Raw genomic sequence first — 13,122 nt, 5'->3', positions numbered from 1 at the left:
GTGGTTTTTATGGTACTTCGACCAGGAGCAGGATCACTGCCGCATCGATGTGAATCTGACTTCATAAAAACCACCACCTTTCCTTCGGGGATTATCCACTTACGTGAATCGAAACGCTCAAGATAATGAGCATAATTGTTAAAAAATTGCAGTCTGAATGACTGTGAACTATAACGCAAATTAACTTTAACACAAATTGGTTGACTTGTGTATAGAAAGATTTTTGGGAAAAATCGGGTTGTCATGATTGCAAGAATGAGTTATCTTAATAGTGTCAAAAAAGAAGAGGAAGAGTTACTGTTGTGGGGGCGTATATGTAGATTTTGTGGGGGTAAAATGAAAAAGGATTTAATAGGTAAGAAACGTGTGGTTACTGCAATTTTAATGTTTGTCTTTTTTATGGGAATATGTAAGACAGATGTTTATGCGGCAGAAAATAAGGTTCGCGTAGAAGATGGAAATACTGCGGTAAATATGGTGCTTCCCGAATACGGAACATGTTTTATGGGTGGCAAGACTATCTATTCCGATGGAACCGGACGCCTTACGAATGCTTCTGAAGTTTCAAGACTTATGGCCGGAAGTGGATATGACCTTTGGATTTCTGCAAATGAAGGCGAAATGTCGGTAACCGTCGAGAATTTTGATACTAAGGGCAAGGATCTTTACAACATGCCTGATGAAGCAATCAAAAAATTTTTTGGAAATCTCGAAGACCAGATCCGTAATTCAATGAAGAATCAGGGAGTAAAGGTAAGTGAGATAAGTACCGACATCGTCAAGAGCAATAAAAGTAAGTACCTTCGTGTAAAAACAGTTGCTGAGCCACCTTATGCCGAGGTGTATCAGTTTTGCACTCTCAAACAGAACAAGATGATAACCATCAAACTTGTTTGTTATAACAAAGTCAGAGACATTAATTCATTCGCGCTTAATCCCAATAGTATAGTACAGAATACGACAATTGAAAAAGTTGTAAAGTAAATATATCTTTTTGCCGATATACATTATATAATTAATGTATAGAAGATCGGAGGTGGTCTTATGGGCAAAAAGTGTCTTATTGTAACTATTGTTATGGGCATGTTGCTTATTGTTTTCGGATATGGGAAAACAGAAGATGCCTGCCCCGGATCCGATGCGTCGGATGAAATTGGAATAGACCGAAAACCGGTGATTTATCTTTATCCGGAGGAGGACGCTACAGAGGTTTCTGTAACGCTGGATTATGACGGCAATCTCACCGAGCTTGATCCTATCTTCAACATAGAAAACGGCTGGAAAGTAACAGCCGACAGAGACGGAACGATCACCTATGAAGGAGAAAAGTACGACTATCTCTATTGGGAAGGAGATCCCAATCGCAATTATAACTTTTTCTCAGGTTTTTGCGTAAAGGGAGAAGATACGGAAGCCTTTCTTGAAGATAAGCTTACCGAGATCGGACTTAATGAGGCTGAGAAATCGGAATTTATCGAATACTGGTTGCCTCAGATGGTTGATAATAAGTACAACGTTATCAGTTTCCAGGGAAGTTCCTATACTAAGGGGGCGAAGCTTGATATTGAGCCTAAACCTGATACTTTGATCCGTGTATTTATGGCTTGGTATCCTTCGGATAGATATGTGGGCCTTAATCCTCAGTATCTGGATGAATTCAACAGAGAAGGCTTTACTGTTGTTGAGTGGGGCGGAAACAGAGTAAAATAAGGTTTCTCGTTTTTGCTTGCAACTATTACAATGTTGGTCTAAAATGTTGTGCGTGGTATTGGATAAAATCCGTGCCACGCACAACTTTATTAATGCAGATTTATAATACAGAAATGGAGTAACACTAATGATGCAATCACGTACACATAACTGCGGTGAACTTCGTATCGATAATGTCGGCGAGAGCGTAACTCTTGTCGGATGGCTTGAGAATATGAGAGAAGTCGGAAGCGGACTTGGATTCGTAGTTCTTCGCGACTTCTACGGCACAACACAGATTGTTCTTGAGACTGAGGAAATGGTTAAGACAGCCAAGGCAATCAACAAGGAATCAACAATTTCCGTAAAGGGAGTTGTAAGGGAGAGAAGTTCCAAGAATCCCAAGCAGGAAACCGGAGATATCGAGGTTGTTCCCGAATCAATCGAGATTTTGGGACGCTGCCGTTATAACGAGCTTCCTTTTGAGATCAATCATTCAAGAGAGGCTGACGAGACTGCACGTCTTAAATATCGTTACCTCGACCTTAGAAATCCCGAGGTTAAAAAGAATATTATCTTAAGATGCAATGTAGTTGCAGCGCTCAGAAGCGCTATGACAGAGCATGGCTTCCTTGAGATCACAACACCTATACTTACCGCATCTTCACCTGAGGGTGCAAGAGACTACCTTGTTCCCGCAAGAAAACATCCGGGCAAGTTCTATGCTCTTCCCCAGGCGCCTCAGCAGTTCAAACAGCTCCTTATGACAGCAGGATTTGACCGCTATTTCCAGATCGCACCTTGCTTTCGTGATGAGGATGCAAGAGGAGACAGAAGTCCCGGAGAATTCTATCAGCTTGACATGGAGATGGCATTTGCTTCACAGGAAGATGTATTTGCGGTTATCGAGGATGTACTTCCTCCTATATTTGCTAAATACGGTAATTATGACCGTGCTTCAGGAGCTCCGTTCATGAGAATTCCTTATCTTGAGGCAATGGAGAAATACGGAACAGATAAGCCGGATCTCAGGATCGACCTTACTGTTCAGGATGCTACGGAAGTTCTTGCAGATTGCGGATTCGGACCTTTTGCAACTAAGGCAGAAGATGGCTCTGCAACAGATGTAAGGATCAAGGCTGTAGTTATTTCTGATTTCAAAGAGAGCAGAAAGTTCATCGATAAGACAATCGGAGATGTTGAGGTTCAGTCAGGAAATAAGGCATACTGGTTCAGAATGGATGAAAACAATGAACTTGTCGGCGGAATCGCTAAGTTCGTTGCACCTATCAAGGATAACGTGGTTTCGGCGCTCGGAATTAAGCCCGGTGATCTTGTTGTTCTTTCAAGCGGCAAGCTTGGAGCTGCTCAGAAGACAGCAGGTGTTGTTGTTAAGACATTTGGCGCCGCTGTTCCCGGACACATGGACAAAGAGCAGTATACATTCTGCTGGATTGTAGATTTCCCTATGTACGAGATCGGTGAAGAGTCAGGAGAGCTTGAGTTCTGCCACAATCCATTTTCTATGCCAAGTGGAGGTCTTGAGACACTTCTTAAGGCTGAGAAAGGCGAGATTGATCCTCTTACTATCACGGCGGATCAGTACGATCTTGTATGTAACGGCGTAGAGCTTTCATCGGGAGCTGTTCGTAACCACGATCCCGAGATTATGATAAAAGCATTTGAGATGGTAAGACTTGGCGAAGAAGACGTTAAGGCTAAGTTCCCTGCCATGTACAACGCATTCTGCTACGGAGCACCTCCGCACGCAGGAATTGCACCCGGTGTAGACCGTATGGTAATGCTTCTTGCAGGAGAGGATTCTATCAGAGAGATCATTCCTTTCCCTATGAACAAGAATGCAGCGGACGTTATGATGGGAGCACCCGGATACGTAACAGACAAGCAGCTTGAAGAGCTTCACATCAAGACAACTGCTGTCGAAGAAGAACAGTAAAGAATTCAATATTTTATGAAATATTAAAGGCAATGTCGCTTAAAAACAGATTATATTATCTGTATTTTAGGCGACATTTTTTAAATATTGCGACACTTATATGCGTAAAACAGTAGCTTTTCTAATTTTGGCATAAACCTTGCAAAAGTAGCTTATTGACAGGGATTGGTTGAGAAATGAACGTAAATAGAGTATCATATAAATTAGGTTTGTTTCGACTTTTATAAGAAAAGGAGTGTAGTCAGAATTCAGATGCAAATGAAGCGAATGTCTGAAATACTTGGTCAATTTGCTATGGTCGGTCAGCTGGGGCTTTCTTTGATAATGCCTCTTTTGATGTGTCTGGGGTGCTGCTATCTGTTATGCTCTAAGCTTTCGATAGGGGAGTGGGTCTATATACCAGGTTTTATCATGGGGCTTGGAGGTTCTATTACAACTGCGTACAAGGTGTATCTGCAAGTAATCAACAAAGAAGAAAAAAAGAAGAAAAACAACAACGAAGTGTCTTTCAACAGGCATCATTGATATTTACGGATGGAAAGAGGACAGCGCATGAAATTACAGAAGGCTGTAAAAAAAGAAACAGGAATAATTGCCGCATCGGTAGCGGTAGGCATTATTGTAATGTATCTTGTATTTTTCTGTTTGCACATGGTAGTTCCCGATTGGGCGCCATTTGACATAAAAGTTATCATAGGCGGAATAGGCGGTTATCTGATCGCTGTAGGTAATTTCTTTTGGATGGCGGTATCTGTGCAAAAGGTAGCATCTATTGAGGATGAAGACAGAGCTAGGAAGACTATGGGAGTGAGCTATAGGTATAGAACGATGATCCAGTTTCTCTGGGTTATTCTTTCTATAGTTTTACCGTTCATCAATCCGGTGGCGGGTATAGCGCCCTTATTCGTTCCCAGCATTGTGATTAAATTACGCGGGATTATATCTGCGGGGAAAGGAGGTTGAAGGCGAAGATATGAGTAAAGAATTCTCGGTCGTAGGCCCCAAGGTATACGCGACTATCCGTACGGGTATTCCCGTTCTCGGAGATCTGAAGATTACAGAGACACTTGTAGTCACATGGATCGTAATGCTGATAATTACAGGTTTGTGTATATTCCTTACCAGGGATCTAAAGATGGAGAACATTTCAAAGAGACAGGCATTTGCGGAAATGCTAGTTGAAATGGGTAATAACTTTGTTCGTAATAACACCGGAAGCACAAAATTTGATAAGTTGATTCCATTCGTTTCGGCTCTGTTTGTTACTAGTGTGGTTTCAAACCTTATCAGCCTTACAGGACTGCGAAGTCCGACAGCAGACTTATCTACAGAAGCCGCCTGGGCACTTGTGGTATTTACAATGATTACCGCAACTAAGATCAAGACTAATGGATTTGGCGGATATTTAAAGGGATTTACGACACCTATTGCGGTTATGACCCCGTTCAATATTCTTTCAGAGCTTGCTACGCCGGTTAGTATGGCGTGCCGTCACTTTGGAAATATTCTCTCGGGTGTAGTTATCGATGGTCTTATCTACTGGGCATTGGGATTGGCATCGGCCGCATTACTCGGACTTATTCCGGGAGCGGTAGGAGACTTCCTCTCAAAGATACCGATCTTGGGAGTCGGATTACCGGCTATCACAGGCGTATACTTTGACTGGTTCTCAGGATGTATGCAGGCATTTATTTTCTGTATGCTGACAGTTATGTACATCGCAAATGCAGCAGAAGAAGGCTGACAAAAAAGTAAAAAATACTAAAGAACAAAAAACAATTAAATTGCGTTTTTAGGAGGCAAAAAAATTATGGGTGATTTTCAGGTATTAGCTAAAGGTATAGCACTTGCAGGTTGTGGAATCGGTGCAGGATGTGCACTTATCGCAGGTATCGGACCCGGTATTGGTGAAGGAACTGCGGTTTCTAAGGCTCTTGAAGCAATCGGACGTCAGCCCGAGTGTAAGAGTGATGTAACAAGCACAATGCTTCTTGGTTGTGCCGTTGCAGAGACAACAGGTATTTATGGTTTCGTTACAGGTCTTCTTCTTATTTTCGTAGCACCTGGAATGTTCATGAACTACCTTAATTGATGAAACGAGCTTTCGTAACGAAGGAGAAACAATATGGGAATAAAGGCTCTTTTGGCAGTGACTGCAGAAAACCAGGCACTTGTCACAGTGAACTTCTGGACCCTTATTCTTCAAATCTGTAACCTCTTTATACAGGTATTTTTGATAAAGAAATTTCTTTTTAAACCAATCAACAATATCCTTGAGAAGAGACAGAATCTTGCGGATAAGGCAATAAAAGAAGCCAGAGAAGCCAAGGAAGAAGCAGATTCTCTTAAAGACCAATATGAGAGCAGCCTTACAAAAGCTCATTCCGAAGCTGCACAGATCGTATCTGATGCGCAGAAAGAGGCTCAGACCAAGGCAGATGCTTTGGTGCAGGATGCACAGAAGGAAGCGGCTGATATCAAGGCAAGAGCTGCTGCTGATATTGAGCAGGAGAAGAAGAAAGCTATCAACGAGGCTAAAGATGAAATCGGCGGACTTGCAATGGATATTGCAGGTAAGGTCGTTGAAAAAGAAATAAACGAGAACGATCACAAGAAGCTCATCGAAGACTTTATTAGTAAAGTCGGAGCTTGATCCAAGAAAAGAGGTAATCATGAGTAAAGCTGGAGATCTTTATGGGCAGAGCCTATATGATCTGGCAGCAGAAGTGAACCTTACGGATGAAATACTGGGACAGATGGAGGTGGTTGAAGGACTCTTTAAAGAGAATCCCGATTATATCACACTCCTTTCGGAACCCTCGGTTCCCAAGAAAGAGAGACTGCAGCTGGTCGATGATGCATTCAAAGACGGCTGTCAGGAGTATCTTCTGAATTTCATCAAGATTCTTATTGAGAAAGGCTTGCTTAGAGAATTTTCGGCTTGCCGAAAGAGATTCAGAAAGTGCTACAACTCGGACAACGGCATCGCAGATGCTCTTGTTACATCGGCTGTTGCGCTTGATGATTCACAAGTAGCCAAACTCAAGGAGAAGCTTGAGGGAATAAGCGGCAAAAAAGTTTTGCTCAGACAGAAGGTAGATCCCGGAATCCTAGGTGGTGTCCGTGTTGATCTTGAGGGACAGCTTTTTGACGGAACGGTCAAAGGCAGGTTATCCGAACTTAAGAGACGAGTCGACGAGACAATTATATAAACCAAAATTACGTCGGAGGATAATATGGAACTAAAACCAGAAAAAATATCCGAGGTCATTCGAAGCCAGATAAAGAATTATCAGAATGCAATAATCCAAAACGAGACAGGTACAGTTCTTACCGTCGGTGACGGTATCGCCAGAGTAAGCGGCCTTTTGAACTGTATGTCGGGAGAGCTTTTGGAGTTTGAGAATGGTACATTCGGAATGGCTCAGAACCTCGAGGAAACAGTAGTATCAGCGGTTTTGTTCGGCGAGGATGTAGGAATCAGCGAAGGACAGACTGTTAAACGTACGGGAAGAGTCGTATCCGTTCCCGTAGGAGATAAAATGATCGGACGTGTTGTTAACGCCATCGGTCAGCCTATTGACGGACAGGGACCTATCGAGACAACAGAGTACAGACCTGTTGAATCACCTGCTCCCGGAATCATTGCAAGACAGCCGGTTAAGGAACCTCTCCAGACCGGTATCAAAGCTATCGATTCAATGATCCCTATCGGTAGAGGTCAGCGTGAGCTTATCATCGGTGACAGACAGACCGGTAAGACAACAATCGCAATTGATACGATCCTTAACCAGAAGGGCAAGGACGTTATCTGTATTTACGTTGCTATCGGACAGAAGCGTTCTACAGTAACGGCACTTGTTGAGGACCTTAAGAAGGGCGGAGCTATGGACTACACAATCGTAGTTGCAGCTACAGCTTCAGAACCCAGTCCTCTTCAGTACATTTCACCTTACACAGGTTGTGCAATGGGTGAGTACTTTATGAACAAAGGAAAGCACGTACTCTGCATCTATGATGACCTTTCAAAGCATGCGGTTGCATATCGTGCACTTTCACTTTTGATCAGAAGACCACCGGGACGTGAAGCTTATCCCGGAGACGTTTTCTACCTTCACTCAAGACTTCTTGAGAGAGCGGCCAAACTCTCTGATGAGAACGGCGGCGGATCGCTTACAGCCCTTCCTATCATTGAGACACAGGCAGGTGACGTATCTGCTTACATTCCTACGAATGTTATCTCCATCACAGATGGACAGATATTCCTTGAGACAGAGCTTTTCCACTCAGGAATCATGCCGGCTGTTAACCCCGGTATCTCGGTATCCCGAGTTGGTGGTAACGCTCAGATCAAGGCAATGAAGAAGGTTGCCGGAACACTTAAGCTCGTATATTCACAGTATCGTGAACTTCAGAGCTTTGCTCAGTTTGGATCGGACCTTGACGAAGATACCAAGGCACGTCTTGCACAGGGTGAACGTATCGTTGAAGTCCTGAAGCAGGATAAGAATCAGCCTGTTCCTGTTGAGAAGCAGGTAGCTATTCTTTATGCCGTTGTAAACAACATTCTTATCAAGGTTGAGGCTTCCGATATCGCGGAGTATGAGGCAGGTCTTTATGACTTCCTTGACAGCGATCCTTCAGGAATTGCTGCAATGAGAGACATTCGCGAGACAGGTAAGCTTGAAGCTGAGACTGAGAATAAACTTAAAGAGTCGCTGAACGCATATACAGATAAGTTTTTGCAGCAGAAGAATGCAAAATAATAGGAGGAATTAAAGATGGCTGGAAATATGAAAGCTGTTAAACTCCGAATAAAGAGCGTTCAGAGCACTATGCAGATCACGAAGGCTATGCAGCTTGTTGCGGCATCCAAACTTCGTAAGGCAAAAGAAAAAGCGGATCAGTCCAAGCCTTATCTCGAGACCACACTTGAGACATTGACGGATATAGCAAACGGCAACACGGATTTCAGATCTCCTTTTACCCAGAGTGGTAAAAATGACAAATGGCTCTATGTAGTCATTGCCGGAGACAGAGGTCTTGCAGGCGGCTATAACTCCAATCTTTTCAAGTTCATGGAAGCTGAGACCAAGGAACGCGACGAGATAACCGTTCTTCCTATAGGAAAAAAATCTGTAGAGTACTTCAAACACAGAAATGTGCCTATCTTTACAGAGGAATATTCCGAGGTTGCCAAAGTTACGATTTCGGACTGCTATCAGATTGCAAAACTGATCTGTGATGCATACAAAAACGGAGAGTACGGACATATTCATCTTTGCTATACGAATTTTGTATCCATGCTCTCTCAGGTGCCTACCGCTTCTTCACTTCTTCCGCTTGAAGATCTTCGTTCGGAAGAAAAGAAATCGGACGGAAAGGCAAGAGACCTTATTTTGTATGAACCTGACAGTGAGACGGTGTTCAATGCCATCGTTCCGGAATATCTGGCGGGCATTTTATACTCAAGTATCAACATATCTTATGCAAGTGAACTTGCAGCCAGAAGAACAGCGATGGAGGCTGCAACGGATAACGCAGAAGAGATGATCGATACATTGAGCTTGTACTACAACAGAGCACGTCAGGCAAGCATCACGCAGGAGATCACAGAGATCGTTGCAGGTGCTACACTATAATTAAAGGAGTTTAACAATGAGTGAAAATCATGTTGGAAAGGTAATACAGGTTACAGGACCTGTACTTGACATTCGCTTTAAAGAAGGCGAACTTCCTGATCTTCACAATGCCATAGAGATTATGATAGAGGATCGTAAGCTTGTAGCAGAGGTTGCTCAGCAGGTAGGCGACGACGTTGTTCGTTGCGTTGCCATGAGCTCAACCGACGGTCTTGTAAGAGGCGTAGATGCCAAAGATACAGGCAGCCCTATCACAGTTCCTGTTGGTGAAGAGTGTTTGGGAAGAATTTTCAACCTTTTGGGTGATCCCGTAGATAACGGTCCCGATCCGAATGCAAAAGAGAGATGGGCAATTCATCGTCCCGCTCCCGCATACGAGGATCAGGTACCTGCTACAGAGATCTTTGAGACAGGAATCAAGGTCGTTGACCTTATCTGTCCTTACGCAAAAGGTGGTAAGATCGGTCTTTTCGGTGGTGCCGGAGTAGGTAAGACCGTACTTATCATGGAGCTTATCAATAACGTTGCTACCGCACACGGCGGTATTTCCGTATTTACAGGTGTTGGTGAGCGTACCCGTGAAGGAAACGACCTTTACGGCGAAATGAAAGAAAGTGGAGTTCTTGATAAGACCGCACTTGTTTACGGTCAGATGAATGAGCCCCCCGGAGCAAGAATGAGAGTAGGCCTTTCGGGACTTACAATGGCGGAGTATTTCCGTGATGTTAAGAATCAGGATGTGCTTCTTTTCATCGATAATATCTTCCGTTTCACACAGGCCGGTTCAGAGGTTTCAGCGCTTCTCGGACGTATGCCTTCAGCCGTAGGTTACCAGCCTACACTGGCTACAGAAATGGGTGCTCTTCAGGAGCGTATTACATCAACAAAGAAGGGATCAATCACATCAGTTCAGGCTGTATACGTGCCTGCCGATGACTTGACCGACCCCGCTCCTGCTACAACCTTCACACACCTTGATGCTACTACGGTTCTTTCAAGAGATATCGCTTCAAAGGGTATTTACCCGGCGGTTGATCCTCTTGATTCAACAAGCCGTATTCTTTCACCCGATATCGTCGGAAAAGAGCATTACGAAGTTGCAAAGGGCGTTCAGCAGGTTCTTCAGAGATATCGTGAACTTCAGGATATCATTGCCATCATGGGTATGGACGAGCTTTCAGAGGAAGATAAGCTTACTGTTTACAGAGCGCGTAAGGTTCAGAACTTCTTGTCACAGAGCTTCTCTGTTGCTGAGCAGTTCACGGGTCTTCCCGGTAAGTATGTTCCTCTTAAGGAGACTATCAGAGGATTCAAGATGATCCTTGACGGTGAGTGCGATGATCTTCCTGAGAGTGCTTTCCTCCTTGTCGGAACTATCGACGAAGTGTTTGAGAAGGCTAAAAAGCAGTAAAGGAGCTGATTATGTCCACTTCATATCATTTACAGGTTGTATCCCTGGATGGTCTTGATTTTGAGGGTGAAGTACAGAAGATAATGCTCCGTACAATAGATGGTGATGTTGAGATCCTTGCTCGCCACACCAATTATTGTACCGCTATCGGAATGGGAACCGCCAAAGTTACCATGGCCGACGGTAGTGAGAGAAAAGCGGCCTGTATCGGTGGAATGATCTCTGTAATGAACGGAGAGGTAAGAGTCCTTCCCACAACTTGGGAGTGGAGCGAAGACATCGATATTGAGCGTGCCAAAGCTGCCAAAGCTAAGGCTGAGGAACTTCTTAAGAACCAACAGCTTGATAAAGAAGCAAGGGTTCGCGCCGAGGCGAAACTGTACAGAGCGCTGGTAAGAATCGGATCCTCGGGACAGGATATCTAAGGAAACACCGAACTAGCAAAAACTGGGAAAATATTAGCATTAAGTACGCGGTAAAATAAGCCTGCGATTAGTATAATCTATCTAACATGAAAGGATGGGGTAATATACTATGGCTAGACTTACTTTACCGCGTTTGTTATCTGACGGGTGTGTTATTCAGAGGAGAAAAAGCATTCATATCTGGGGATGGGACGATGCAGGTTCTGAAGTGACTGCAAGTCTCGCAGGTGAGAGTGTTACAGGGAAGTGCGACGACAAGGGTAGATTCGACGTATATCTTTCTGCGAAGGAGAGCGGCGGACCTTATGAACTTGTTGTTTCTGACGATAAGGGCGAGAGCATTACCGTTAAAGACGTGATGCTTGGAATTGTCTGGCTCTGTACGGGGCAGTCCAATATGGAACTTCCTATCAACAGGGTAAAAGACAAATATCCTGAACTTGTTAACGTTGAAGAAAATAAGAGAATTTCTACTTTTAAGATAGTTGAAGAGACCTGTTTTGACGGCCCCTATGAGGAGCACAATACAGGAAGCTGGAAGCATGTAAGCAAAGATACTATTCTGGATTTTTCAGCTACGGCATACTTTTTTGCAAGTAAGCTCCAGAACATGACGGGACAGCCTGTCGGTCTTATCAATGCAAGCCTTGGCGGTTCGAGAGCTTCATCATGGATGAGCAGGGAGATGCTTGAGGGATATGATGAACTCATCGCAGAGACGGATAAGTATAACGATGCAGCTTTCAGAAAAGAGCGCATGGAATATAATGTCGCAAAGGATGAGAAGTGGCTCGGTGAACTTGCGGCTGCCGATGCGGGAATTGAGGGACATTGGGACCTTGAAGATGTTTACGATTCATACTGGGATACAATAACGCTTCCCACAATGTTTACCGGAACACCGCTTGAAGGCCATATCGGTTCTGTGTGGTTTAGAAGAAAATTTGACCTTCCCAATGAACTTGCGGGCAAAAAAGCCAGATTCTTTTTCGGAACAATGGTTGATTCCGACAGAGTATATGTGAACGGACAGCTTATCGGCGAGACAGGTTATCAGTATCCGCCTCGTAAGTATGATGTTCCCGAAGGGCTTACAAGGGAAAAAGACAACGTTGTTGCAATAAGACTCAGTATCGAACTTGGACTTGGACGAGTTACTCCCGGTCCCGGCAAAGAATATAAGATATTTAATGAGGATGCGTCCGTTAATCTTGACGGCGAGTGGAAGTACAGGATCGGTGCAAAGTGCGGTCCCAAGCCTCCGACTGATTTCATCAACTGGAATTCTTCGGGACTCTTTAACGGCATGACTGCTCCTTGTCACAATTTCCCTATTGACGGTGTTATCTGGTATCAGGGCGAGAGTAATGTTCATGAGAAATGGGATTACGCAGACCTTACAGAGAGAATGGTCAAGGGATACAGAGATTTGTGGAAAGAAGAGAATCTTCCTTTTATCGCTGTTCAGCTTCCCAATTTTGTTATTGATCTCGATGAAAAAGAGAATTGGGGAGAGTTCAGACTTATACAGAACAAGATTCTTTCTATCCCTTCAACCGGACTTGCCGTAACAATGGGACTTGGTGAGGACAACGATCTTCATCCCGTTACAAAGAAGCCTGTCGGTGAGAGACTTGCTCTCTGGGCAGCACATATCAAATATGGTTATAACGGTGAGTATACCGGACCTGTTGCGCTTGCTGCGGCAGCAGAAGGTGACGGAGTTAAGGTTGTGCTTGGACATGCCGATGGATTGTGCGTAGTTGATGCCGATAAAGGCACAGAGATAAAAGACTTCTTCCTTGAAGATGAAGAAGGCAAACTGCACGAAACAGAAGCGGTGCTTGCAGAAAACGCCGTGATATGTAAATGCAAAGACGGAAGCAAAACAAAGTTCAGAAGAGTTCTCTGGTGCTGTGAAAACACATACAGAGGCGGACTTGTATCAAATGTTTCGGGAATACCGATGAGTCCGTTCAAACTCCTGATACATTAAAT

14 protein-coding genes are annotated in these 13,122 nt (G+C 43.9%); all 14 read left to right on the top strand.

What is annotated here, in order from left to right; all coding sequences use genetic code 11:
• Positions 1-336 precede the first annotated feature (336 nt).
• Complete coding sequence (locus CD00_RS0111920; protein WP_026656168.1) at positions 337-984, top strand: hypothetical protein; 648 nt, start codon at positions 337-339, stop codon at positions 982-984.
• Positions 985-1,044: 60 nt separating this feature from the next.
• Positions 1,045-1,710 (top strand): hypothetical protein, encoded by a 666-nt coding sequence (locus CD00_RS20720; protein ID WP_034462101.1) that lies wholly within the window; start codon positions 1,045-1,047, stop codon positions 1,708-1,710.
• 127 nt (positions 1,711-1,837) lie between these two features.
• Positions 1,838-3,646 carry an aspartate--tRNA ligase gene (gene aspS, locus CD00_RS0111910; RefSeq protein WP_026656167.1) on the top strand — a complete coding sequence of 603 codons (1,809 nt, stop codon included), beginning with the start codon at positions 1,838-1,840 and terminating at the stop codon, positions 3,644-3,646.
• 267 nt (positions 3,647-3,913) lie between these two features.
• Positions 3,914-4,171 (top strand): AtpZ/AtpI family protein, encoded by a 258-nt coding sequence (locus tag CD00_RS0111905; protein WP_242827237.1) that lies wholly within the window; start codon positions 3,914-3,916, stop codon positions 4,169-4,171.
• A 27-nt stretch (positions 4,172-4,198) separates the two neighbouring features.
• Positions 4,199-4,609, top strand: a complete 411-nt coding sequence (locus tag CD00_RS0111900; RefSeq protein ID WP_026656165.1) for a hypothetical protein — start codon at positions 4,199-4,201, stop codon at positions 4,607-4,609.
• A gap of 10 nt (positions 4,610-4,619) precedes the next feature.
• Complete coding sequence (locus CD00_RS0111895) at positions 4,620-5,390, top strand: F0F1 ATP synthase subunit A (RefSeq protein ID WP_026656163.1); 771 nt, start codon at positions 4,620-4,622, stop codon at positions 5,388-5,390.
• A 66-nt stretch (positions 5,391-5,456) separates the two neighbouring features.
• The gene (gene atpE, locus CD00_RS0111890; RefSeq protein ID WP_026656162.1) at positions 5,457-5,738 is read left to right on the top strand and encodes an ATP synthase F0 subunit C; all 282 of its coding nucleotides are present in this window, start codon (positions 5,457-5,459) and stop codon (positions 5,736-5,738) included.
• Positions 5,739-5,771: 33 nt separating this feature from the next.
• Positions 5,772-6,299 (top strand): F0F1 ATP synthase subunit B, encoded by a 528-nt coding sequence (atpF, locus tag CD00_RS0111885; RefSeq protein ID WP_034462099.1) that lies wholly within the window; start codon positions 5,772-5,774, stop codon positions 6,297-6,299.
• 19 nt (positions 6,300-6,318) lie between these two features.
• Positions 6,319-6,858 carry an ATP synthase F1 subunit delta gene (gene atpH, locus CD00_RS0111880; protein WP_026656160.1) on the top strand — a complete coding sequence of 180 codons (540 nt, stop codon included), beginning with the start codon at positions 6,319-6,321 and terminating at the stop codon, positions 6,856-6,858.
• 24 nt (positions 6,859-6,882) lie between these two features.
• Positions 6,883-8,412: a F0F1 ATP synthase subunit alpha gene (gene atpA, locus CD00_RS0111875; protein ID WP_026656159.1), complete on the top strand. Its 1,530-nt coding sequence runs from the start codon at positions 6,883-6,885 to the stop codon at positions 8,410-8,412.
• 15 nt (positions 8,413-8,427) lie between these two features.
• A complete protein-coding gene (atpG, locus tag CD00_RS0111870) occupies positions 8,428-9,288 on the top strand; it encodes an ATP synthase F1 subunit gamma (RefSeq protein ID WP_026656158.1) in 861 nt (286 codons plus the stop codon).
• 16 nt (positions 9,289-9,304) lie between these two features.
• Positions 9,305-10,699 carry a F0F1 ATP synthase subunit beta gene (gene atpD / locus CD00_RS0111865; protein ID WP_026656157.1) on the top strand — a complete coding sequence of 465 codons (1,395 nt, stop codon included), beginning with the start codon at positions 9,305-9,307 and terminating at the stop codon, positions 10,697-10,699.
• 11 nt (positions 10,700-10,710) lie between these two features.
• A complete protein-coding gene (gene atpC, locus CD00_RS0111860) occupies positions 10,711-11,124 on the top strand; it encodes an ATP synthase F1 subunit epsilon (protein ID WP_026656155.1) in 414 nt (137 codons plus the stop codon).
• A gap of 109 nt (positions 11,125-11,233) precedes the next feature.
• Positions 11,234-13,120 (top strand): sialate O-acetylesterase, encoded by a 1,887-nt coding sequence (locus CD00_RS18240; RefSeq protein WP_051594180.1) that lies wholly within the window; start codon positions 11,234-11,236, stop codon positions 13,118-13,120.
• Positions 13,121-13,122 lie beyond the last annotated feature (2 nt).

Source organism: Butyrivibrio sp. AE3003 (assembly GCF_000686065.1).
Lineage (GTDB): Bacteria > Bacillota > Clostridia > Lachnospirales > Lachnospiraceae > Butyrivibrio > Butyrivibrio hungatei_A.
Note: the sequence above shows the minus strand (reverse complement) of the source record. Positions and strands in the feature narration are given on the sequence as shown.